This window comes from Paraburkholderia phenoliruptrix, assembly GCF_019511605.1.
Classification (GTDB): Bacteria; Pseudomonadota; Gammaproteobacteria; order Burkholderiales; family Burkholderiaceae; genus Paraburkholderia; species Paraburkholderia phenoliruptrix_A.
This window is the reverse complement of record NZ_JAEUAV010000004.1, coordinates 1-22992: the sequence shown is the minus strand read 5'-3', so window position 1 is coordinate 22992 and position 22992 is coordinate 1. Positions and strand designations below refer to the sequence as shown.

19 protein-coding genes are annotated in these 22992 nt (G+C 64.4%); 16 read left to right on the top strand and 3 right to left on the bottom strand.

Annotation, left to right across the window (positions count from 1 at the left end; all coding sequences use genetic code 11):
• Positions 1 to 256: 256 nt before the first annotated feature.
• From JNB89_RS31410 to map, 3 genes are read right to left on the bottom strand one after another with little or no spacing between them, the layout of a single operon-like run.
• A complete protein-coding gene (locus JNB89_RS31410) occupies positions 257 to 2383 on the bottom strand; it encodes a pseudouridine synthase (protein ID WP_220361844.1) in 2127 nt (708 codons plus the stop codon).
• Positions 2384 to 2389: 6 nt separating this feature from the next.
• The gene (locus JNB89_RS07920; protein WP_135894490.1) at positions 2390 to 4969 is read right to left on the bottom strand and encodes a [protein-PII] uridylyltransferase; all 2580 of its coding nucleotides are present in this window, start codon (positions 4967 to 4969) and stop codon (positions 2390 to 2392) included.
• Positions 4970 to 5000: 31 nt separating this feature from the next.
• Complete coding sequence (gene map, locus JNB89_RS07915) at positions 5001 to 5810, bottom strand: type I methionyl aminopeptidase (RefSeq protein ID WP_013338880.1); 810 nt, start codon at positions 5808 to 5810, stop codon at positions 5001 to 5003.
• A 550-nt stretch (positions 5811 to 6360) separates the two neighbouring features.
• Here map and rpsB point away from each other — a divergent pair.
• The 16 genes from rpsB to JNB89_RS07835 all read left to right on the top strand — a co-directional run bounded on the left by rpsB (position 6361) and on the right by JNB89_RS07835 (position 22891).
• Positions 6361 to 7113 carry a 30S ribosomal protein S2 gene (rpsB, locus tag JNB89_RS07910; protein WP_013338881.1) on the top strand — a complete coding sequence of 251 codons (753 nt, stop codon included), beginning with the start codon at positions 6361 to 6363 and terminating at the stop codon, positions 7111 to 7113.
• 216 nt (positions 7114 to 7329) lie between these two features.
• Entirely contained in the window at positions 7330 to 8211 is an 882-nt protein-coding gene (tsf, locus tag JNB89_RS07905) for a translation elongation factor Ts (protein WP_013338882.1), read from the top strand.
• A gap of 219 nt (positions 8212 to 8430) precedes the next feature.
• A complete protein-coding gene (pyrH, locus tag JNB89_RS07900; RefSeq protein WP_013338883.1) occupies positions 8431 to 9144 on the top strand; it encodes a UMP kinase in 714 nt (237 codons plus the stop codon).
• A 99-nt stretch (positions 9145 to 9243) separates the two neighbouring features.
• The gene (frr, locus tag JNB89_RS07895; protein WP_013338884.1) at positions 9244 to 9804 is read left to right on the top strand and encodes a ribosome recycling factor; all 561 of its coding nucleotides are present in this window, start codon (positions 9244 to 9246) and stop codon (positions 9802 to 9804) included.
• 152 nt (positions 9805 to 9956) lie between these two features.
• Positions 9957 to 10739 (top strand): polyprenyl diphosphate synthase, encoded by a 783-nt coding sequence (uppS, locus tag JNB89_RS07890; RefSeq protein ID WP_013338885.1) that lies wholly within the window; start codon positions 9957 to 9959, stop codon positions 10737 to 10739.
• Entirely contained in the window at positions 10733 to 11554 is an 822-nt protein-coding gene (locus JNB89_RS07885) for a phosphatidate cytidylyltransferase (RefSeq protein ID WP_013338886.1), read from the top strand. Before uppS ends, JNB89_RS07885 begins: the two co-directional genes overlap by 7 nt.
• Before the next feature lie 10 nt (positions 11555 to 11564).
• On the top strand, positions 11565 to 12770 hold the full coding sequence (locus JNB89_RS07880; RefSeq protein WP_220361843.1) for a 1-deoxy-D-xylulose-5-phosphate reductoisomerase: 1206 nt from the start codon (positions 11565 to 11567) through the stop codon (positions 12768 to 12770).
• 7 nt (positions 12771 to 12777) lie between these two features.
• Entirely contained in the window at positions 12778 to 14205 is a 1428-nt protein-coding gene (gene rseP, locus JNB89_RS07875; protein ID WP_220361842.1) for an RIP metalloprotease RseP, read from the top strand.
• 67 nt (positions 14206 to 14272) lie between these two features.
• On the top strand, positions 14273 to 16585 hold the full coding sequence (gene bamA, locus JNB89_RS07870) for an outer membrane protein assembly factor BamA (RefSeq protein ID WP_135894494.1): 2313 nt from the start codon (positions 14273 to 14275) through the stop codon (positions 16583 to 16585).
• 46 nt (positions 16586 to 16631) lie between these two features.
• Entirely contained in the window at positions 16632 to 17153 is a 522-nt protein-coding gene (locus tag JNB89_RS07865) for an OmpH family outer membrane protein (protein ID WP_013338890.1), read from the top strand.
• Positions 17154 to 17282: 129 nt separating this feature from the next.
• Positions 17283 to 18407 carry a UDP-3-O-(3-hydroxymyristoyl)glucosamine N-acyltransferase gene (lpxD, locus tag JNB89_RS07860; protein WP_220361841.1) on the top strand — a complete coding sequence of 375 codons (1125 nt, stop codon included), beginning with the start codon at positions 17283 to 17285 and terminating at the stop codon, positions 18405 to 18407.
• Between the two features lie 194 nt (positions 18408 to 18601).
• Positions 18602 to 19066 (top strand): 3-hydroxyacyl-ACP dehydratase FabZ, encoded by a 465-nt coding sequence (gene fabZ, locus JNB89_RS07855; protein ID WP_006048683.1) that lies wholly within the window; start codon positions 18602 to 18604, stop codon positions 19064 to 19066.
• Between the two features lie 136 nt (positions 19067 to 19202).
• Entirely contained in the window at positions 19203 to 19991 is a 789-nt protein-coding gene (lpxA, locus tag JNB89_RS07850; RefSeq protein WP_013338892.1) for an acyl-ACP--UDP-N-acetylglucosamine O-acyltransferase, read from the top strand.
• Between the two features lie 3 nt (positions 19992 to 19994).
• Complete coding sequence (gene lpxB / locus JNB89_RS07845) at positions 19995 to 21164, top strand: lipid-A-disaccharide synthase (RefSeq protein ID WP_220361840.1); 1170 nt, start codon at positions 19995 to 19997, stop codon at positions 21162 to 21164.
• The gene (gene rnhB, locus JNB89_RS07840) at positions 21161 to 21964 is read left to right on the top strand and encodes a ribonuclease HII (RefSeq protein ID WP_220361839.1); all 804 of its coding nucleotides are present in this window, start codon (positions 21161 to 21163) and stop codon (positions 21962 to 21964) included. Before lpxB ends, rnhB begins: the two co-directional genes overlap by 4 nt.
• 138 nt (positions 21965 to 22102) lie before the next feature.
• On the top strand, positions 22103 to 22891 hold the full coding sequence (locus JNB89_RS07835; protein ID WP_220361838.1) for a TrmH family RNA methyltransferase: 789 nt from the start codon (positions 22103 to 22105) through the stop codon (positions 22889 to 22891).
• The last annotated feature ends 101 nt before the right edge of the window (positions 22892 to 22992 follow it).

Genomic DNA, 22992 nt, shown 5'->3' with positions numbered 1-22992 from the left:
CGACTGAGTAGGTACGACTGCGACGGCGGGGGCGGGCGGCAGTTCTACGGTGATCGGATATCCGGGGACATGCGTGCGTTGAATGCCGACGCCGATGCAGATGTCGCTGCTGAGCTGAATAAGACGACAGCCCGACTGGCTCGTGCCAATCGGGCTGCTCTTTTTTCGGAATGGGAGAAGCGGGGCCGTCGTGACGGCTTCGTCACCGGCTGCCGCGACACTGCGCGCACACGCCCCGTGCTTCAGGACCTCTCCCTCAGAACGACTCGTCCGGCCCCAGATAGCGCCACTGTCCGGGCGGCAACGCGCCCAGCATGACACGGCCCATGCGCACGCGCTTCAGACCGATCACTTCGAGGCCGACCAATTCGCACATCCGGCGGATCTGGCGCTTCTTCCCCTCGCGCAGCACGAAACGCAACTGTTCGCCGTTTTGCCAGCTGACTTGCGCCGGCTTGAGCGGAACGTCGTCGAGTGAGAGACCGTGGCGCAGCAGCGCGAGGCTTTCAGGCGGGAAGTGACTTTCGACATCGACGGTGTGCTCGCCGTAGGCGACACGCACCAGATACTCCTTGTCGATCTCCGAATGGCCGCCAATCAGTTGCTTGGCGATGCGGCCGTCCTGCGTCAGCACCAGCAGGCCCGTCGAATCGATATCGAGACGCCCGGCCGGCGCAAGCTGACGCAAATGCGCGACGGAAAAACGGATCCCGGAACGGTCGCCTTCCCAACGGTTTTCCGGCGTGACGAGCGTGATGGCCGGCTGATAGCCGTCTTCCGCCTGCCCCGACACGTAGCCAACGGTCTTATGGATCAGCACCGTCACCTGGCTCGCTTGCGCGGCTTGCGCGGCGGGGTCGATGTCGATTCGCTGGTCAGGGCGGACTTTGGTACCTAGCGTGTCGATACGTTCGCCGTCGACGAGCACCCAGCCTTTTTCGATCCATTCGTCGGCTTCGCGACGCGAGCAGAGGCCCAGCTCGGACATGAGTTTCGAGAGGCGCAGCGTGCCTGGTGCGTCTTCGATGTCGCGGCGCGGCGTGCGTGGCGCCGCCTCGTCATGCTGCGGGCGGTGTTCGGCCGGTGCGGCGCTGCGCGGCTTGCTGGCTCGCGCGGGGCGCTCCTCGGTCGGACGGCGCGCGGCAGAGGGTGTCTTACCGAAGCTGCGGGCGTCGCGCTCGCCACGCTCTGTGCGCGCGGTTACGCGCTCGCCCGATTCCCGGCGGGCTGGTGCCCGTTCGCTGCGTTCGCTGCGTTCGTCGCGTGGAGCGCGTGCCGGACGATCCGTGCGCTCGCCGTAGCCGCTCCTGACGGGCCTTGCAAAGCTCCGCTCGCCGCGTTCGCCTTCGAACCGGCGCGGCGCGCGCTCGGCTCGCGAGTCGCGGTCGCCGCCGCGGCGCGCTTGCGAGGCTTGTGACGCGCCACGGTCGTCGCCGAAACGCGGGCGATCCGATGCATCGCGCTCGCGGCGCACAGGACGCTCGCCGCGCGACGCTCCCTCGGTGGGGCGGCCTGCTCCGGTACGCGGCGCGCGTTCGCCGCCTGCACGATCTTCGAAGCGGCGCGGGGCGCGCTCAGCGCCTGCACGATCTTCGAAACGGCGTGGCGCACGTTCGCTACGCTCGCCAGCCGCACCGCGAGTTGTGCGCTCACCGCCGCCGGTGCGGTCCTCAAAGCGTCGCGGCGCGCGTTCGGCGCCAGCGCGGTCCTCAAAGCGTTGCGGCGCGCGTTCGCCGCCCGCATGACCTTCGAAACGGCGCGGCGCACGTTCGGCTCGCTCGCCGACCGGGCCGCGAGTTGTGCGCTCACCGCCGCCGGGGCGGTCCTCAAAGCGTCGCGGAGCGCGTTCGCCTCCGGCACGATCTTCGAAACGTCGCGGGGCGCGTTCGCTACGCTCGCCGGCCGGGCCACGAGTTGTACGCTCGCCGCCGCCGGTGCGGTCCTCGAAGCGTCGCGGCGCGCGTTCGCCTCCGGCACGATCTTCGAAACTTCGCGGCGCGCGTTCGCTACGCTCGCCAGCCGGGCCACGAGTTGTACGCTCGCCGCCGCCGGTGCGGTCCTCGAATCGTCGCGGCGCGCCACTCATGCCTTCGCGCCGTGCGGGCCGGTCTGCGGCCGCCCGCCGTGCACCATCGCTGCCACCTTGACGCCCGAATCCGCCTTCCTGTCCCCGCCCGCCAGCTCCCCGCGCGGTGCCGCCCGCGGAGCGCTTGCCGCCCGCCACCGAGCCCGCCTCTTCGCCGCGCATCCCTCTGGGGCCGGACGTCGACGCTTTGGGTTCCGCTGGACGTGTCGGCTTGCGCGCGGACAGGCTGCCGCTACGGACAGGGGCGCGTTCGGACGAAGCCGGTCGCGGATGCTTGGCTGTTAATTTGATTCGCATGAAATCTCACACTGCGATCGCGCGCAGCAGTTCCGTCTCGACCTGAATTTGCAGGCGGTTGTCCGACAGCCCGTGCCCGTCCAGCAGGAACACGTCCTCGACGCGTTCGCCCAACGTGTTGATCCGCGCCGACGCGACGCCGACCCGGTGTTCGGCGAGCACTCGCGCGATCGAATAAAGAAGGCCCGGCCGGTCGTTGGCAGACACGGACAGGATGTAGTACTGGCCGCGCTCGTCGGCCCGAAGATCGACGCGCGGCGTAACCGGGAAGGTGCGTGAGAGCCGCGACAGGCGGCCCTTCGAAGGCCCCGGCAACCAGGTGCCGTCGCCGGTGAGGCGCGCGGTCAGTTCCTGTTCGACGAGGTTGGCAATGTCGCGGTAATGGACATCCTCTTCGGTATGCGTGACGAGAAAGTTATCCAGCGCATAGCCGTGACGCGTGGTGCTGACCCGCGCATCGAGCACCGACAGGCCGTTGCGGTCGAAGTACGCGCAAATGCCGGCAAACAGATCCGGCTGATCCTTCACATACACGAGCACTTGCAGCGCCTCGCCGATAGGCGAGGGGCGGGCCCGAACGATGGGCACCGGCGTTTCCACGTAACGGTAGAGCACGCGCGTTTGCCATGCGATGTCCGCAGCGTCGTGGCGCAGGAAGTAGCCGACATCGAGCTTGTCCCACAGGGCCTTTTGCGCGCCTTCGGGCACCGTCTCGAGGCGCAGCAGCGCAAGCGCTTCTTCCTGGCGCGACTCGAGTTCCGAATGCGCGTCCGGCCGTGCGCCGCCGAGCACCGCCAGCGTCGCGCGATACAGGTCTTCGAGCAGCTTGCCTTTCCACGTATTCCAGACCTTGGGGCTAGTCCCGCGGATGTCGGCCACCGTCAGCAGATACAGCGCGGTCAGACGGCGTTCGGTGCCGACCAGCTCCGCGAAACGCTTGATGACCTCGGGGTCGCTCGTATCCTGCTTCTGCGCGACCTGGCTCATGGTCAGATGCTGCTGCACCAGCCAGACCACCAGTTCGCCGTCTTCGCCCTCGATGCCGTGGTTGCGGCAGAAGCGCCGCGCGTCGGCCATGCCGAGCGTCGAATGATCGCCGCCGCGGCCCTTGGCGATATCGTGAAAGAGCGCCGCGACGTACAGCACCCACGGCCGGTCGAAGCTTACGATCAACTGGCTGCAGAACGGATACTCGTGCGCGTGTTCGGCGACCGCGAAGCGCCGCAGATTGCGCAGCACCATGAGAATGTGCTGGTCGACCGTGTAGACGTGATACAGGTCGTGCTGCATCTGGCCGACTATGCGCCGGAAGTTCAGCAGATAGCGTCCGAGCACGCTTGTCTGGTTCATCAGGCGCAGCGCGTGCGTGATGCCGGCCGGCTGCTTCAGGATGTCCATGAAAAGGCGCCGGTTTTCCGGATCGCGGCGCCAGTGCTGATCCATCACTTCGCGCGCGTTGTAGATCGCGCGCAGCGTGCGAGCCGACAGGCCTTTCACGCCGGGCGTCTGCTCGTATAGCAGGAACGCTTCGAGAATGGCGTTCGGCTCGCGCTCGAACAGGTCGTCGCTGGCAATTTCGAGCATGCCCTGCTTTTCGACGAAGCGGTCCGACAGCACCCGTGTAATGCCGCTCGTGCTCGGAAAAAGCTGTGCCTCGATGTTCTGGATCAGGATCGTGGCGAGTTGCGTGACGGCCTTCGCCGCCCAGTAATAGCGGCGCATGAGCTGTTCGCTTGCCCGCTTGGTGGCGGTCGGCTTGTAGCCGAAGCTCTCGGCGACCGGCGTTTGCAGATCGAACACCAGGATGTCCTGGCGACGCCCGGCGGTCACATGCACGCGGGCGCGCAGCGACTTGAGAAAGCCCTCGTTGCGCCGCAGTTCCTGCGCCTCGCGCTGCGTGATGAGCCCGCGCGCTTCCAGTTCGCGCCAGCTGCTGCCGAAACCGGCGGCCTGGGTCACCCACAGAATCAGCTGCAGATCGCGCAATCCGCCCGGACTTTCCTTGATATTCGGCTCCAGCGCGTAAGGCGTGTCCTGGAACTTGGCGTGCCGCTGACGCATTTCCAGCACTTTCGCCTGGAAGAACGCTTTGGGGTCGAGCGCCGCGCGGTAGCGCTTCGCGAAGTCGTCGAAAAGCGCGGCGCTGCCGGTGATGCGGCGCGCTTCGAGCAGCGAAGTGCGCACGGTGACGTCGTTGGCGGCTTCCTCCAGACACTGCGACACGCTGCGCACGCTGCTGCCGAGTTCGAGCCCGAGGTCCCACGCGAGGCCGATAAAGCGCTCGATGCGCGCTTCGAGATGTTCGAGCGGCGCATCCGGCAGCAGCACCAGAATGTCGATGTCCGAATGCGGCGCCAGTTCGCCGCGCCCATAGCCGCCGACCGCGACGAGAGCGAGCTCGGGCGGCAGCTCGCAGGTGTTCCACGCGGCGCGCAGGGAGTCGTCGGTGGTGCGGGACAGCGCCGCCATCAACGCCTCTACGTTGGTGGCGGTCTTGAAGCGTTCCAGCAACTGGGCTTTGGCCACCTTGTAGTCTGCTTTGAGCGACGTGGCGTGGGATCGGGCGACGGCTGGAACACTGCTCATGAGCGGCTGGCGGTAAAAAAGGCGAAATCGGTCAGGCGGTGGCGGCGACCACGGGCGGCCGCGCGGGCGTGCCGGCGGAGACGGTCAGCACGTCGTAGCCGGTTTCCGTGACGAGCACCGTGTGCTCCCACTGCGCCGAGAGGCTGCGGTCCTTGGTCTTGACGGTCCACTGGTCCGGCATGGTGCGGATGTCGCGGCGGCCGGCGTTGATCATCGGCTCGACGGTGAAGATCATGCCCGCCTGCAGTTCGAGGCCCGTGCCGGGGCGGCCGTAATGCAGAATTTGCGGGTCTTCGTGAAACACCGTGCCGATGCCGTGCCCGCAGTACTCGCGCACCACGCTGTAGCCCTGCGCCTCGGCGTGTTTCTGGATGGCATGGCCGATGTCGCCGAGGTGCGCTCCCGGGCGGACCTGGTCGATGCCGAGCCACATGCATTCGAAGGTGGTCTGCACGAGACGTTTGGCGAGAATCGAGCCCTCGCCGACGATGAACATGCGGCTCGTGTCGCCGAAATAGCCGTCCTTGATAACGGTGATGTCGATGTTGAGCGCGTCGCCGTTCTTCAGCGTCTTGTCGCCGGGAATGCCGTGGCAGATCACGTCGTTTACGGATATGCAGGTGGCTTTCGGATAGGGCGGGTAGCCGGGCGGCTGGTAGTTCAGCGGCGCGGGCACCGTGCCCTGTTCCTTCAGCATGTATTCGTGGCACAGCCGGTCGAGCTCGCCCGTGGTGACGCCGGCGGTAACGAACGGGGTGATGTAGTCGAGCACTTCGCTCGCCAGTCTGCAGGCGACGCGCATTTGCGCGATGTCGTGTTCGTTTTTGAGTGTGATAGCCATGAGTCGGGCCTGAAATGCGATTTATTCCCGGATTATCGCACCATATGGCATTCGGCCGCAGTCTTTTGGCGGCCTGCGCGCGCCTCGGGCGAACCTGTCGCGACGGGGCGCTGCGGCGCTGGCAGAGAACCGCTGACAACGGACCGCTGGGTTTGGACGTGGCTGGAGAATCCCGAGGTGCAACCCGGGATGCCAGGCGAGCAGCAGGCCGGTTGAGTCGTCCGATAGTCGCATGCTATAATGTTTGGCTAAGTCGATCCTTTTTGCCTTTGTTGTGCTTGTGTTGTCATGATCCAGACCGGGTTCCGGTTCAGAATATGGCGGCGCTGCATAATCCGCGGTATGCGGCGGGGCAGACCGAGGTGAAGCTTGCCGTGGCGCTGGCCGCCTGAGCCACGGCTGAAAGCAGTGAGAGCAGTATCAAGGCGGCAAACTCGCAAGCCGGCGCACCCAGGGTGTTCGCGGCGCTCAGCCATGCAGCACAAGACGTGACATGGCAGCGCGGCGGATACGGCGGCCGGCTTAAGACCCAACCCTCGCGGAGATTTTCATGGCAGTTACCATGCGTCAAATGCTGGAAGCCGGTGTCCACTTCGGTCACCAAACGCGCTTCTGGAACCCGAAGATGGCTCCCTTCATTTTCGGCCATCGCAACAAGATTCACATCATCAACCTCGAAAAGACGCTGCCGATGTACAACGACGCGCTGAAGTACGCGCGTCAACTGGCAGCCAATCGCGGCACCATCCTGTTCGTCGGCACGAAGCGCCAGTCGCGCGACACGATCGCCCAGGAAGCGCAGCGCGCCGGTATGCCGTATGTCAACGCCCGCTGGCTCGGCGGCATGCTGACCAACTTCAAGACGCTGAAGGTTTCGATCAAGCGCCTGAAGGACATGGAAGCAGCGCTGGAAGCCGGTGAAACCGAGCGCATGAGCAAGAAGGAAGCGCTGCTGTTCGAACGCGAAATGCTCAAGCTGCAAAAGTCGATCGGCGGCGTGAAGGACATGGGCGGTATTCCGGACGCAATTTTCGTGGTCGACGTCGGCTACCACAAGATTGCCGTCACCGAAGCTAACAAGCTCGGCGTGCCGGTTATCGCAGTGGTCGATACGAACCACTCGCCGGAAGGCATCGACTACGTGATCCCGGGTAACGACGACGCCAGCAAGGCCGTCGCTCTGTACGCGGCCGGCGTGGCCGACGCGATCCTGGAAGGCCGTGCGAACGCGGTCAACGAAGTGGTGCAGGCTGCTCGCGGCGACGACGGCGACGAGTTCGTCGAGGTCAACGCGGAAGCGTAAAGCTGCCCCGTGTCCGGCAAAAAAGGGGGCTTTCAAGAGGCCCCCTTTTTTTAAGCCGCGACGCTGTAGTGGGGCGCCGGCCGGGCGGTTTGGGCGGCGCTCGACGCGTTATCCGCAAAAAAGTGCGCATAACGCTGAAACGAATTCTTGTCGCCGCTATCGAAGTGCGGGCGGCGTGTGACAGACGGTACACAGACGGAACTCAAGGAGCAAATGATGGCGGCAATTACCGCAAGCATGGTTGCAGAACTGCGCGCAAAGACCGACGCGCCGATGATGGAATGCAAGAAGGCGCTGACGGAAGCCGACGGCGACATGGCGCGCGCCGAAGAGCTGCTGCGCGTCAAGCTGGGCAATAAGGCAAGCAAGGCGGCATCGCGCGTCACGGCTGAAGGCGTGGTCGCTTCGTTCATCGGCGGCAATGCCGGTTCGCTGGTCGAACTGAACTGCGAAACCGACTTCGTCTCGAAGAACGACGACTTCCTCGCTTTTTCGAAGAAGATCGCCGAGCTGGTCGCCGCGCAAAACCCGGCTGACGTGGCTGCGCTGTCGGCGCTGCCGCTCGACGGCGAAACCGTCGACGCAGTGCGTCTCGCGCTCGTCGGCAAGATCGGCGAAAACCTGTCGATCCGCCGCTTCGTGCGTTTTGAAACGTCGAACAAGCTGGCTGCGTACCTGCACGGCACGCGTATCGGCGTGCTGGTCGAGTACACGGGCGCTGACGAGCAGGTCGGCAAGGACGTGGCTATGCACATCGCTGCAATGAAGCCCGTTTCGCTGTCGTCGGAAGACGTGCCGGCGGATCTGATCGCCAAGGAACGCAGCATTGCAGAACAGAAGGCCGCCGAATCCGGCAAGCCGGCTGAAATCGTCGCCAAGATGGTGGAAGGCAGCGTCCAGAAGTACCTGAAGGAAGTGTCGCTGCTGAACCAGACGTTCGTTAAGAACGACAAGCAGACGATCGAGCAGATGCTCAAGGCCGGCAATGCGAGCGTCCAGAAGTTCGCGCTGTTCGTGGTCGGCGAAGGCATCGAGAAGAAGCAGGACGACTTTGCTGCTGAAGTTGCCGCGCAAGTGGCTGCTGCAAAGCAACAATAAGCATTACCCGTCTCAGCTAGTACTGTTGTACCCGCGGCACAGCATGACTGTGCTGCGGTCGGCTGCGCCGCAAGGCTGCGCGCGGGTCGATCCCCGCGGCGCGGCCGCCGTCGGCGGACCCTCGCGGTCCGTCAATTTGGCGGCGCTTGCCCGAATCAGCGTTTCACCCCTACATTAGTCCCTTGTTGTTGCCCTGTTCTGCGCGATCTGGATACCCCTATGCCCACTGCCTACAAACGCGTCCTGCTCAAACTCTCCGGTGAAGCTCTGATGGGCGACGATGCCTTCGGCATCAATCGCGCGACCATCGAACGAATGGTGGCGGACGTGGCCGAAGTGGTCCGTCTCGGAACGCAGCTGGCCGTGGTCATTGGCGGCGGCAACATTTTTCGCGGCGTGGCGGGCGGCGCGGCCGGTATGGACCGCGCCACGGCCGACTATATGGGCATGCTGGCGACCATGATGAACGCGCTGGCGCTGCAGGACGCCATGCGCCATGCGGGCATCGAAGCGCGTGTGCAGTCCGCGCTGCGCATGGACCAGGTGGTCGAACCGTACATCCGTCCGCGCGCGATTCGCCAGCTCGAAGAAGGCAAAGTCGTGATTTTCGCGGCGGGCACCGGCAACCCGTTCTTCACGACCGACACGGCCGCGGCGCTGCGCGGCTCGGAAATCGGCGCCGAAGTCGTGCTGAAGGCCACCAAGGTGGATGGCGTCTATTCGGCGGATCCGAAAAAAGACCCAAGCGCGACCCGCTACACCACGATCAGCTTCGACGAGGCAATCGGCCGCAACCTGCAGGTCATGGACGCCACCGCGTTCGCGCTGTGCCGCGACCAGAAGCTGCCGATCCGCGTGTTTTCGATCGTCAAGCCGGGTGCGCTCAAGCGCATCGTGATCGGCGAGGACGAGGGCACTCTCGTCCACGTGTAAACTCTCGTTCACACAACGTGGGCTTTGACGCGAGCCCGGGCCGCCGCATACCGCGCGTTCTGGCCGGCTCGCCCGTTTTGAAGGTTCGGAGGTTTAAAAATGTCTGTGGCTGATATCAGGAAGGGCGCTGAGCAAAAGATGCAGCGTTCCATCGACGCGTTCAAGAACGATCTGTCGAAAATCCGTACGGGCCGTGCGCACACGGGCCTGCTCGATCATATCCAGTGCGACTACTACGGCTCGCCTGTGCCTATTTCCCAGGTCGCCAACCTGACGCTCATCGACGCGCGCACGATCGGCGTGCAGCCGTGGGAAAAGAAGATGGTCCCGGTTGTCGAAAAGGCGATCCGCGAGTCGGACCTCGGCCTGAACCCGGCCACGCAAGGCGACGTGATCCGCGTGCCGATGCCCGCACTGACCGAAGAGCGCCGCCGTGAGCTGACGAAAGTGGTCAAGAGCGAAGCGGAAACCGCCAAGGTCGCTGTGCGCAACCTGCGCCGCGATGCCAACGAGCAGTTGAAGAAGCTCGTCAAAGACAAAGAAATTTCGGAAGACGACGAGCGCCGCGCCGGCGACGATGTTCAAAAGCTGACGGACAGATTCGTCGCCGAGATCGACAAGCTCGTCGCGACGAAAGAAGCAGAGATCATGACGGTATGAGCCTGCGAGGCTCCGAACAGTACGCCGGCGCGCCTCGGCGTACTGTTCATCCGGGGCTCGCGTGAAGTCCAAGTCGTGAAGCGCCAGGTCTGGGAGCACTCACCACTTTCAGGATTTTTACTTCTTCATTTGCAGTTATTGTCCCGACGGCCATGACCTACACCAGCTCAACCGTGCGCGTGCCTGATGTCGCCGCGGTGCCGCGACATATCGCGATCATCATGGACGGCAACGGCCGTTGGGCCACCCAGCGCCGCTTGCCGCGCGTAGCCGGCCATACGCGCGGCGTCGACGCGGTGCGCGCGGCCGTCGAGGCGTGTGCCCGCCAGGGCGTCGAATATCTGACGCTGTTCGCTTTCAGCTCGGAAAACTGGCGCCGTCCGAACGACGAAGTGTCGTTCCTCATGCGTCTGTTCGTCACCGCGCTCGAGCGCGAAATCGGCAAGCTGCACGCCAACGGCATCCGCTTGCGGGTGGTTGGCGATCTCGAGCGCTTCGATACGCGCATTCGCGATCTGATCCGGCGCGCCGAAACCAAGACCGCGCGCAATACCCGCCTTACGCTGACCATCGCCGCGAATTACGGCGGCCGCTGGGACATCATGCAGGCTACCCGCAAGCTGGTCGAGCAGGCGGCTCAGGCGGGCACGCCGGTCGAGGTGAACGAGGAGACGTTCTCCGAGCACCTGTCCATGGCCTATGCGCCCGAGCCGGACCTCTTCATCCGCACCGGCGGCGAGCGGCGCGTCAGCAACTTCCTCCTGTGGCAACTGGCCTACACCGAGTTCTACTTCACCGACACCTTCTGGCCTGATTTCGACGCCGACGCGCTCGGCCGCGCCATTGCTTCGTACGGCGAGCGCGAGCGCCGATTCGGTCGCACCAGTGCTCAGCTCGAGCCGCAATCGCAAAACGTCGATTCGCTTCCATGCTAAAAACCCGTGTCATCACGGCAGTCGTCCTCCTGGCGGTGTTCCTCCCCGTCACGCTGTTCGCGCCAGTGGGCGCGTTCGGCGCGCTGATCGCTTTCGTCGTCGTCTTCGCCGCGTGGGAGTGGGCCCGGCTGCTCAAACTGGGCGGGGCCGGCCCCATCGTCTATGCGCTGGTGGCGGCTGTCGCGCTGGTCGCGAGCACACGGCTTGGCATCGGCGTGGACGGAGCCCGTCCGTTCTACAAGGCTGCGGGCATTTTCTGGGTGATCGCCGGCCCGTTCGTGCTGCTGCGCAAGCCCACGCTCGCACAAGGCGCCTGGCGCAGCTTCCTGTTTCTTGCCGGGATTGTGATATTCGTCGCGTGCTGGCATGCTCTCGTCGCCGCGCGCATGCAGGGCGTGTCTTTTGTTCTGTCGCTGCTGCTATTGGTATGGCTTGCCGATATCGGCGCATACTTCTCGGGTAAGGCGTTCGGCAAGCACAAGCTCGCGCCCGCCATCAGCCCCGGCAAGACGTGGGAGGGCGCGATCGGCGGCTGGCTCACGGTGATGATCGTCGCGCTAGCGGCGGTGCTTTCGCATGCGTTCGAGCCGACCCTGTATTCTGAACTGTGGGCGCATTGGGGCGCCCCGCGCGCGCTGCTTGCGCTGACCGTGCTGGTGGCGTTCAGCGTGGTGGGCGACCTTTTTGAATCGATGATGAAACGCCAGGCCGGCGTGAAAGATTCGAGCGGCCTGTTGCCGGGGCACGGTGGCGTGCTCGACCGCATCGACGCATTGTTGCCGGTGCTGCCGCTTGCCATGCTGCTGCTCGGCTAGAGAAAGAGATATGCAAAAACGTTTGACATTGCTCGGTTCCACGGGCTCGATTGGAGACAGCACGCTCGACGTCGTCGCGCGTCACCCGGAGCGCTTTTCGGTTTATGCGCTCAGCGCGCACCGCAACGGCGACAAACTCGTCGATCAATGCCTGCAGTTCCGGCCGGCAGTGGCGGTGGTGGGCGACGCCGACACGGCCGCCCGCGTTGCGGCGAAGCTTCGCGCAGCCGGCTGCCCGACCGAGGTGACTTACGGCCCCGAGGCACTCGTCGAGATCTCGAAGAGCGACGGCTGCGACACGGTAGTCGCGGCCATCGTCGGTGCGGCGGGTCTCCCGCCGAGCCTTGCCGCGGCGCGCGCCGGCAAGCGGATCCTGCTTGCGAACAAGGAAGCGCTCGTCATGTCGGGCGCGATTTTCATGAACGCAGTCCACGACAACGGCGCCGTGCTGTTGCCGGTGGACAGCGAACACAACGCCATTTTCCAGTGCCTGCCGCGCGAAGCCGCGCTGCATGGCGGCGTCTCCAAGATCATCCTGACGGCGTCGGGCGGTCCGTTCCGCACGCGCGAACCGGCTACGCTCGTCGACGTGACGCCGGAAGAGGCCTGTAAGCATCCGAACTGGGTCATGGGCCGCAAGATCTCGGTCGACTCCGCGACGATGATGAACAAGGGCCTCGAAGTGATCGAGGCGCATTGGCTGTTCGGCCTGCCGGGCGAGCGCATCGACGTGCTGATTCACCCGCAAAGCGTGATCCATTCGCTGGTGTCCTACGCCGACGGCTCGGTGCTCGCGCAACTCGGCAATCCCGACATGCGCACGCCGATCGCCCATGCGCTCGCATTTCCCGATCGCGTGGATTCCGGCGTGGCGCAACTGGATCTCGTCGAAGTCGCGTCGCTGTCGTTTGAAAAGCCGGACTACGCGCGGTTCCCTTGCCTGGCATTGGCCATGAAGGCGCTCGCCGAAGGCGGCGTCGCCAGCGCGGCGCTCAACGCCGCTAACGAAATTGCTGTTGAAGCGTTCCTGTCGCGCCAGATCGGCTTCATGGCGATCGCGCAGGTGGTCGACTCGGTGCTCAACGCGTTGCCCAACCGCAGCGCGCACGCGCTCGAAGACGTGATCGAAGCGGACGCCGCCGCGCGTCGCGCCGCAGCCGAATTCATCGCGCGTCTGCCCGACGCCGCCCGCCGCCCGGAACGCGCCGTCCAGTGAGGCGCATATGAATCTGCTGATCGAAGTGCTCGCCTTCGCGGTTGCGATTGGCGTGCTCGTGGTCGTCCACGAATACGGGCATTACAGCGTGGCGCGGCTGTGCGGCGTCAAGGTGCTGCGTTTTTCGATCGGCTTCGGCAAGCCGCTTTTTCAGTGGGTCAGTCCGAAGAGTGGCACCGAGTGGACGGTTGCGGCGCTTCCGCTCGGCGGCTACGTGAAGATGCTTGACGAGCGCGAGATGGGCGGCGCGCCGATTCCCGCTGACGCGTTGCCGCATGCGTTCAACCGGCAGTCAGTGTGGCGCCGCATTGCGATCGTCGCGGCCGGCCCCGTGGCCAATTTCCTGCTGGCTATCTTGCTGTTCAGTCTCGTGTTCGCCACCGGGGTGACCGAACCCGCGGCGATTCTTGCCGCGCCCGCACCCAACACGGCGGCTGCGGTCGCCGGTTTCGAGGGCGGCGAAACGGTGGTCGGCGTGCGGGCGGAGAATGCCGCCGAAGCGGAACCGGTGCGTTCCTGGTCGGACTTGCGCTGGAAACTGCTCGGCGCGGCGTTCGACCACAAGCGCGTCGTGTTGAGTGCAAAAGGCACGGACGGCACGTCCGATTTCCAGCTGGATCTGCGCGGTCTCACAGAGAAAGACGTCGACGACAACTTCATGTCGCGCCTCGGCTTCGAGCCCGGCGGCGGCAAGCTCACGGTGGCAGGTGTGCAGCCCGGCAGCGCGGCGCAAAAGGCAGGGCTTCTTCCTGGTGACCGTTTGCGCGGGATCAACGGTATGGCGACTGACAACGCCACGGCTTTTATCGCGTATGTAAAATCGCACGCCGGCCAGCCTTTGACGCTGCAGGTCGAGCGCGCAGGCGCAGGCCAGGGACAGAGCCAAGGACAGACGCAGGCGCAGAGCCAGCAGGCCGGCAGGCTCGAAGACATCCGCATCGTTCCGCAAGCGCAGCGCGACGCCGCCACCGGAGAGCTGGTCGGCCGCATCGGCGCGGAACTCGCGACCCAGGTCCCGTCCATCGACGTGCGGTATGGTCCTCTCGAAAGCCTGCGGCTCGGCGCGCATCGTACGTGGGATCTTGCGGTTTATTCCGTGCGAATGTTCGGACGCATGATCGTTGGCGAGGCGTCGTTAAAGAATCTGTCGGGCCCCGTGACGATCGCCGACTATGCAGGAAAGAGCGCACGTCTTGGTCCTTCTGCATTTCTTTCGTTCCTTGCTCTCGTCAGTATTAGCCTCGGTGTACTGAACCTGCTACCAATTCCGGTATTGGACGGGGGGCATCTGTTATATTATTCGGTTGAAGCTGTGACCGGGAAAGTTGTCTCCGATCGCTGGCAACTCGTTTTTCAGAGGGCGGGTCTCGCCTGCATTGTCGCTTTGTCGGCGATTGCGCTGTTCAACGATCTCGCTCGTTTAATCCACTTTTAAAGTGTCCGGCGGCGCTCACCATAGCGGCCGTCCGACCTGATGCAGCTATACACACTGGGGAAGCACGTTGTTTAAACCTCATCGCTTTGTTCCGAAGACGGTTATAACCGCGGCACTTGCCGCGCATGGGCTGGTTGCTCACGCAACGACGCCGTTCGTGGTGCAGGACATCCGGATCGAGGGATTGCAACGCGTCGAACCTGGTACCGTGTTCGCGTATCTGCCTATCAAGCAGGGCGACACGTTCAACGACGACAAGGCGTCTGAAGCCATTCGCGCGCTGTACGCAACGGGCTTCTTCAACGACGTCAAGATCGCAACCGAAGGCAATGTGGTGATCGTGCAGGTGCTGGAGCGTCCGGCCATCGGCACCATCGACTTCGCGGGCATTCACGAGTTCGACAAGGAAAACCTCACCAAGGCGCTGCGCGCGGTCGGCCTGTCGCAGGGCCGTTACTACGACAAGGCGCTCGTCGACAAGGCCGAACAGGAACTGAAGCGCCAATACCTCACGCGCGGCTACTACGCCGCTGAAGTCACTACCACGATCACGCCGATCGACCGCAATCGCGTCTCGGTGCTGTTCTCGGTGGCCGAGGGGCCGAGCGCGAAAATTCGCCAGATCAACTTTATCGGCAACAAGGCGTTCAGCACGGGTACGCTGCGCGACGAGATGCAATTGTCCACGCCGAACTGGTTCTCGTGGTACACGAAGAACGACCTGTACGCGAAAGACAAGCTCACCGGCGACCTCGAAAATATCCGCTCGTACTATCTGAACCGCGGCTATCTCGAGTTCAACATCGAGTCGACCCAGGTGTCGATCACGCCGGACAAGAAGGACATGTATCTGACGGTCACGCTGCACGAAGGCGAGCCGTACACGATCTCCAGCATCAAGCTCGCCGGCAATCTGCTCGACCGCGAGCCCGAGCTTGCCAAGCTCATCAAGATCAAGCCGGGCGACCGTTTCTCGGCCGAAAAGCTGCAATCCACCACCAAGGCAATCGTCGACAAACTGGGTGAATACGGTTACGCGTTCGCCACCGTCAACGCGCAGCCGCAGATCGACCAGACCAACCACAAGGTCGACCTCACGCTGCAGGTCGACCCGAGCCGCCGCGTGTACGTGCGCCGTATCAACGTGGTCGGCAACACCCGCACGCGCGACGAAGTGGTGCGCCGCGAAATGCGCCAGCTCGAAAGCTCGTGGTTCGACTCGAACCGCCTCGCGTTGTCGAAGGACCGTATCAACCGCCTCGGTTACTTCACCGACGTGGACGTCACCACCATTCCGGTGGAAGGCACACCCGATCAGGTGGACGTGGACGTGAAGGTTGCCGAAAAGCCGACCGGCGCGATCACGCTCGGCGCCGGTTTCTCGTCGACGGACAAGGTGGTGCTCTCCGCGGGCGTCTCGCAGGACAACGTGTTCGGTTCGGGCACGAGCCTCGCGGTGAACGTGAATACCGCGAAGACCTACCGTACGTTGACGGTCACGCAGGTCGATCCGTACTTCACGGTTGACGGCATCAAGCGTATTACCGACGTTTATTACCGCACGTACCAGCCGCTCTATTACTCGACCGATTCGAGCTTCAAGATCGTTACTATGGGCGGCGATCTGAAATTCGGCATTCCGTTCTCCGAGGTCGACACGGTCTACTTCGGCGCGGGTCTCGAGCAGAACAAGCTCGACGTCGACGCGAACACGCCAGCGTCGTACAAGCAATACGTGCAGGACTTCGGCCGCGTGTCGAACAACGTGCCGGTTACGGTGGGCTGGTCGCGCGATGCGCGCGACAGCGCGCTCGTGCCGAGCCGTGGCTACTTCGCGCAGGCCAACGCCGAGTACGGCACGCCGATCGGCAGCACGCAGTACTACAAGGCCGACATCAACGCGCAGTACTATTACTCGTTCGCACGGGGCTTCGTTCTGGGCTTTAACTTCCAGGGCGGTTACGGCAAGGGTATGGGCGGCAAGCCGTATCCGATTTTCAAGAACTACTATGCGGGCGGTATCGGTTCGGTGCGCGGCTATGAGCCTAGCTCGCTCGGTCCGCGCGACAGGACGACCGGCGACCCGATCGGTGGCTCGAAACTGCTGGTCGGCAATATCGAATTGACCTTCCCGCTGCCGGGCACAGGCTATGATCGGACCTTGCGCGTGTTCACGTTCCTCGACGCCGGTAACGTCTGGGCGGACGCGAGCAGCGCCGCCACGGCGAACGGCGCAAACGGCCTGCGTTACGGCTACGGTCTCGGCCTTGCGTGGATTTCGCCGATCGGGCCGCTGAAGCTCAGCCTGGGCTTCCCGCTCACGAAGCATACGGGCGACCAGTATCAGAAGTTCCAGTTCCAGATTGGGACGGCGTTCTGACCGCGCTGCGGACATTTCGCCAAACAACAGTATCGAGAGGATCACTTTGCTAACCGGTATGTTTTCGAAACGTGTGGCTTGCGCGCTGGCACTGGCAATGACGCTGGGCGTCGGCGTGGCACACGCGCAGGAAGCCAGGATTGCCGCGGTGAATTCAGACCGGATTCTGCGCGAGTCCGCTGCAGCGAAGGCGGCGCAGACCAAGCTCGAGGCGGAGTTTGCCAAGCGCGACAAAGACCTCGCGGACATGGCGCAGAAACTCAAGTCAATGTCCGATGCGCTCGACAAGAACGGCCCGTCCATGTCTACGGCGGACCGCGCGCAAAAGCAGCGCGACCTGTCGCAGCTCGACACCGACTTCCAGCGCAAGCAACGCGAGTTTCGCGAGGACCTGAACCAGCGCCGCAATGAAGAACTGGCGGCGGTTCTTGACCGCGCGAACAAGGTGATCAAGCAGATCGCCGAGGCACAGCACTACGACCTGATCGTGCAGGAAGCGGTGTACGTGAGCCCGCGCATCGACATCACCGACCAGGTGCTCAAGGCTCTCGCGGCTTCGGGCAACTGAAAGCGGCGTCGCGGGCTCGCCACGCATATTGACAATGAGCGGTTAAGAGCCCGCTCAGAAGGTCGCGGGGCGCGTGCAGCGACAGGTCGCACCGACAAGTTGTACTGAACAGCAGGAGACAGGATAGGCATGGCTTTTACGCTCGAGGACATCGTTCAGCGGTTCGGCGGTGAAGTAGTGGGAGACGGTTCGCAGCGCGTCGGCAGTCTTGCGCCGCTCGACCAGGCAGGCCCGGACCAGCTGGCGTTCCTCGCCAACCCGAAGTATCTGTCGCAAGTGGAAACCACTCGCGCGGGCGCGGTGCTGATCAACGCGGACGACCTCGCTAAGCTCGCATCCCGCAGCGGCCGTAACTTCATCGTCACGCCGAATCCGTACGCTTACTTCGCGCGCGTCGCGCAAACCTTCATCGACCTCGCGGCTCCGAAGGTCGCGCCCGGCATTCATCCGAGCGCGACGATCGACCCGTCCGCGCAGATCGCCGCGAGCGCGGTGATCGGACCGCACGTCACGGTGGAAGCGGGCGCCGTGATCGGCGAAAACGTGCGGCTCGACGCGAACGTGGTGATTGGCCGCGGCACGCGCATCGGCGCGGGTTCGCATCTGTATCCGAACGTGGCGGTGTACCACGGCTGCAAGCTGGCCGAGCGCGTGATCGTGCACGCAGGCGCCGTGATCGGCTCTGACGGCTTCGGCTTTGCGCCGGATTTCGTTGGCGAAGGCGACGCGCGTACCGGCAGTTGGGTCAAGATTCCGCAGGTCGGCGGGGTGTCGATTGCGGCCGACGTCGAAATCGGTGCGAACACCACGATCGACCGCGGCGCGATGGCCGATACGGTCATCGAGGAGTGCGTGAAGATCGACAACCTCGTGCAGATCGGCCACAACTGCCGCATCGGTGCGTACACGGTCATTGCGGGGTGCGCGGGCATTGCGGGCAGCACGACCATTGGCCGCCACTGCATGATCGGCGGCGCGGTCGGCATTGCGGGACATGTGACGCTCGCCGATCATGTGATCGTCACGGCCAAGTCGGGCGTGTCCAAGTCGTTGCTGAAGCCCGGCATGTACACCAGCGCATTCCCTGCGGTGAATCACGCCGACTGGAACAAGAGCGCGGCGTTGCTGCGCAATATCGACAAGCTTCGCGAGCGTATCAAGGCGCTGGAAAACGCCGCCACGGCTCAACCGGACGGCAAGTCAGCGCCTGATGTATCCGGTGCGGCAGGCGCCGCACCGAGCGGCCAAAGCTAGTTTTCCGGGCGGCCCGCCGCTACCGCGTAAAATGGCGGGCGAATATCAGGAAGTGAAGACGGTTGCCGTGACCCGGTGGCATGGCAGCCAGTTCACGGCGAGCGCCGGCAGCACGCGTTCGCAACCCGCTGACAACCCACCTGCACCAGCATCCGCAGTCATCATCGCGCAGTCAATGCGTGAGCAGAAACACCATGAGCACCGAAAAAATCAATCTCGACATTCATAAGATTCTCACGCTGCTGCCCCATCGTTACCCGATCCTGCTGGTCGACCGGGTGCTCGAACTCGAGCCGCACAAGAGCATCAAAGCGTTGAAGAACGTGTCGATCAACGAGCCGTATTTTCAGGGGCACTTTCCGACTCGTCCGGTCATGCCCGGCGTGCTGATCCTCGAGGCGCTTGCACAAACGGCGGCGCTTCTGACGTTCTCGGAAGAGCCGAGCGACCCGTCGAACACGCTGTATCTGTTCGTCGGCATCGACAACGCACGCTTCAAGCGTGTCGTGGAACCGGGCGATCAGCTCATCCTGAACTGCACGTTCGAGCGGCACATGCGCGGCATCTGGAAGTTCAAGGCGCGAGCCGAGGTAGATGGCGTGGTGGCGGCGGAAGCGGACCTGATGTGCGCAGTGCGTCACACGGACAAAGACGCCTGACGAAGCGGTCAGGGGCGCGCGAGCCGATAGTCGGCTCGAGGTTCCCCCCAACGTCCGGCCAGCCGGCGCCGCCTGTCGTGCAGCCGGCTTGCCGCAGCCCATCCAGACAACGCAACAGAATGAGAAGCGAGGACGCATGAGCAGGATTCATCCCACTGCGATCGTCGAACCGGGCGCACAACTCGACGAATCCGTCGAAATCGGACCGTACGCCGTGATCGGCGCCCATGTCACGATCGGCGCGCGAACCACAATCGGTTCGCACAGCGTGATTGAAGGCCACACGACGATCGGCGAGGACAACCGCATCGGCCACTATGCATCGGTCGGCGGCCGTCCGCAGGACATGAAGTACAAGGACGAGCCGACCCGGCTCGAAATCGGCAACCGCAACACCATCCGCGAATTCACCACGATCCACACCGGCACGGTGCAGGACGCGGGCGTGACCAGGCTCGGCGACGACAACTGGATCATGGCGTACGTGCACATCGGGCACGACTGCCAGGTCGGCAACAACGTCGTTCTGTCGAGCAATGCGCAGATGGCCGGCCACGTGACGATCGGCGACTACGCGATTGTCGGCGGCATGTCGGGCGTGCATCAGTTCGTGCGTATCGGCGCGCATTCCATGCTCGGCGGCGCTTCGGCGCTCGTGCAGGACATTCCGCCGTTCGTCATTGCGGCGGGCAACAAGGCCGAGCCGCACGGCATCAACGTGGAAGGCCTGCGCCGCCGCGGTTTCTCGCCGGACGCCATTTCGGCGCTGCGCTCGGCGTACCGTCTGTTGTACAAGAACAGCCTGTCGCTGGAAGAAGCGAAGGTGCAACTGCGCGAACTGGCGTCCGCCGGTGGCGACGGCGACGGCCCAGTGGCAACGCTGCTTGCATTCGTCGAAACGTCGCAGCGCGGCATCATCCGCTAAGCGATGGCATTGCAACCCAGTCCGCTGCGCATTGCGATGGTGGCCGGCGAGCCGTCCGGCGACCTGCTGGCCTCATCGCTGTTAGGCGGCCTTGCGAGCCGCCTGCCGGGCACCACGCACTTCTACGGAATCGGCGGTCCGCGCATGATCGCCACGGGTTTCGACGCCCACTGGCCGATGGAAAAGCTCTCGGTGCGCGGCTATGTCGAAGCGCTGCGGCACATTCCCGAGATTCTGCGCATTCGCAACGATCTGAAGCGGCAGTTGCTTGCCGAGCCGCCCGCGGTGTTCGTCGGAGTCGACGCGCCGGACTTCAATTTCGGGCTCGAGCATCCGCTGCGCGAGGCGGGCATTCCGACGGTTCACTTCGTTTGCCCATCCATTTGGGCCTGGCGTGGCGGGCGCATCAAGAAAATCGCCAAGGCGGTCGACCACATGCTGTGCGTGTTCCCGTTCGAAACGGCGCTGCTCGAAAAGGCGGGTGTCGCGGCATCCTACGTGGGTCATCCGCTCGCCGACGAGATTCCGCTCGAACCGGACACGCTGGGCGCGCGCCGAGCGCTGGGTCTCGCGGAAAGCGGCCCGATCATCGCGGTGCTGCCGGGCAGCCGCCGCTCCGAGATCGATCTGATCGGGCCAACGTTCTTCGCTGCGATGGAAATGATGCAGCACCAGGAGCCGGGCCTGCGCTTCGTGATGCCGGCGGCCACGCCGGCCTTGCGCGAGATGCTGCGCCCGCTGGTCGACTCCCACCCGGGGCTCGAGCTCACCATTACGGACGGCCAGTCGCAACTCGCGATGACGGCAGCCGACGCAATTCTCGTCAAAAGCGGCACGGTCACGCTCGAGGCCGCGCTCCTGAAAAAGCCGATGGTCATCTCGTACAAGGTGCCCTGGCTGACCGGCCAGATCATGCGTCGCCAGGGTTATCTGCCTTATGTCGGTTTGCCCAACATTCTGGCGGGCCGCTTCGTGGTGCCGGAAATCCTGCAGCATTTCGCAACGCCCCAGGCGCTTGCCGAAGCCACGCTGAAACAGTTGCGCGACGAAGCTAACCGGCGCACGCTGACGGAAATCTTCACGGAGATGCATCACGTGCTGAAGCAGAACACCGCAGAGCGTGCGGCGGAGGTCGTGGCGAGCGTCGTCGAAAAGCGCAGGGCGCGGCCGTGAGCGAGCAGCGCACCAAGCCCGGCACCAAGCCCCGCACGGCGGCCGCGCCGCGCCGCAAGGCGGTGGCCGGCGTGGCCAGTCGCCAGGTCGGCCTGAACTTCGAGACGGCGGACGACATTGTCTGCGGCGTAGACGAAGCCGGACGTGGGCCGCTGGCCGGGCCGGTGGTGGCGGCAGCCGTGATTTTCGACCCGTCGAAGCCAATGATTCGCGGCCTCGACGACTCCAAAGCGCTGACTGCGAAAAAGCGCGACGAACTGTACGAAAAAATCGTCGACCGCGCGCTTGCTTACTGCATCGCGTCGGCAACGGTCGAGGAGATCGATTCGCTGAACATCCTGCACGCCACCATGCTGGCGATGAAGCGTGCCGTGGAAGGGCTGTCGGTCACGCCCACGCTTGTGAAGGTGGACGGCAACCGTTGCCCGACGCTCAGCGTCCGCAGCGAAGCGGTGATCGGCGGCGACGCGCTCGTCAAAAGCATTTCTGCGGCGTCGATTCTCGCCAAGGTCACGCGCGACCGGATGCTGCTCGAATTGCACCAGACTTATCCGATGTACGGCTTCAATGCGCATGCCGGCTACGGCACGCCGCAGCATCTCGCGGCGCTGCGCGAGCATGGGCCGTGCGAGCATCACCGGCGCTCGTTTGCGCCCGTGCGCGAAGCGCATCTGCGCTTCGGTACCGGTGTGCCGTTGCCGGCGGGCGAAATTATCGCCGTGCCGGAGATGCTGGCGGGCAACATGCTGGACGATGCGCTGCTCGACGGCGACGCATTCGGCGAACACAGCGGGGCGTGAACACGAGGCACTGCAGCTGACCTGGCGCATCGCTCCGACAGACCGTTGCCGCCAGCCCGCAGCCGCCGCACCACGCCGTCCGCCGTCCATTAGCGTCGCCCGAACTTTTTCTCCGATTTCTCACCGCCCTCGCTGCCTGTGAAAGCCATCACCTCGCGGGACAATCCGCTCTATAAACGCCTGAAGGCGCTTGCCGGTTCGACTCACCAGCAGCGCCGCAGCGGTCACGCGCTGCTAGAAGGTTTTCATCTTGCGAGTGCCTATCTGGACGTCGCCGGACAGCCGGAAATGTGCGTTGTCACCGAAGGCGCGCTTCGCCATGACGAAGCACAGGCCATCGTCTCGCGAATCGACGGCCAGCGCATTGTCACGCTGCCGGATGCGTTGTTCGGGCAATTGTCGAATGTCGTGCACGGCGTCGGCATGCTGCTGCTCGTGGAGAAGCTCGACACGCCCTTGCCCGCGACGGTCGGGCAGACCTGCATCGTGCTCGACGGCGTGCAGGATGCGGGCAACGTCGGCTCTATCTTGCGCAGCGCGGCCGCGGCCGGCATTCAGCAGGTGTTCTGTGCGCCGGGCACGGCTTACGCGTGGTCTTCCAAAGTGCTGCGCTCGGGCATGGGCGCGCACTTCCTGCTGCAGATCCATGAAGACGTCGACGCGCAGACGTTGATCGAGCGCCTCGCGGTGCCGGTCGTGATTACGGACTCGCACGGCGCTGAGGCGATTTACGACTGCGATCTGAGCGGCGAATTGGCCTGGGTGTTCGGTAACGAAGGCGCGGGCGTGTCGCAGGCCTGGCGCGACGCGGTCTCGTTGCGTGTGACGATTCCGCAGCCGGGCGGCATGGAGTCGCTGAATGTGGCGGCCGCCGCGGCTGTGTGCGTGTTCGAGCAGTGCCGGCAACGGCGCGCCGCCAGCCGGTGATCAAGCGGCTGTAGGGCGACGCACGAACGGGGCCCCTGGACGAACAGCGGCCGTGGGGAGCGTCCGCGCCCTGCGCCCCCACGGCCCCCCGGCCCCCACGC

Coding starts and splice junctions, on each gene's coding strand:
- map (WP_013338880.1), bottom strand. CDS start 5,810: ATGGCTATCACACTCAAAAACGAACACGACATCGCGCAAATGCGCGTC.
- JNB89_RS31410 (WP_220361844.1), bottom strand. CDS start 2,383: ATGCGAATCAAATTAACAGCCAAGCATCCGCGACCGGCTTCGTCCGAA.
- rpsB (WP_013338881.1), top strand. CDS start 6,361: ATGGCAGTTACCATGCGTCAAATGCTGGAAGCCGGTGTCCACTTCGGT.
- tsf (WP_013338882.1), top strand. CDS start 7,330: ATGGCGGCAATTACCGCAAGCATGGTTGCAGAACTGCGCGCAAAGACC.
- lpxB (WP_220361840.1), top strand. CDS start 19,995: ATGGCATTGCAACCCAGTCCGCTGCGCATTGCGATGGTGGCCGGCGAG.
- JNB89_RS07880 (WP_220361843.1), top strand. CDS start 11,565: ATGCAAAAACGTTTGACATTGCTCGGTTCCACGGGCTCGATTGGAGAC.
- rseP (WP_220361842.1), top strand. CDS start 12,778: ATGAATCTGCTGATCGAAGTGCTCGCCTTCGCGGTTGCGATTGGCGTG.
- lpxD (WP_220361841.1), top strand. CDS start 17,283: ATGGCTTTTACGCTCGAGGACATCGTTCAGCGGTTCGGCGGTGAAGTA.
- fabZ (WP_006048683.1), top strand. CDS start 18,602: ATGAGCACCGAAAAAATCAATCTCGACATTCATAAGATTCTCACGCTG.
- JNB89_RS07920 (WP_135894490.1), bottom strand. CDS start 4,969: ATGAGCAGTGTTCCAGCCGTCGCCCGATCCCACGCCACGTCGCTCAAA.
- JNB89_RS07885 (WP_013338886.1), top strand. CDS start 10,733: ATGCTAAAAACCCGTGTCATCACGGCAGTCGTCCTCCTGGCGGTGTTC.
- uppS (WP_013338885.1), top strand. CDS start 9,957: ATGACCTACACCAGCTCAACCGTGCGCGTGCCTGATGTCGCCGCGGTG.
- pyrH (WP_013338883.1), top strand. CDS start 8,431: ATGCCCACTGCCTACAAACGCGTCCTGCTCAAACTCTCCGGTGAAGCT.
- lpxA (WP_013338892.1), top strand. CDS start 19,203: ATGAGCAGGATTCATCCCACTGCGATCGTCGAACCGGGCGCACAACTC.
- frr (WP_013338884.1), top strand. CDS start 9,244: ATGTCTGTGGCTGATATCAGGAAGGGCGCTGAGCAAAAGATGCAGCGT.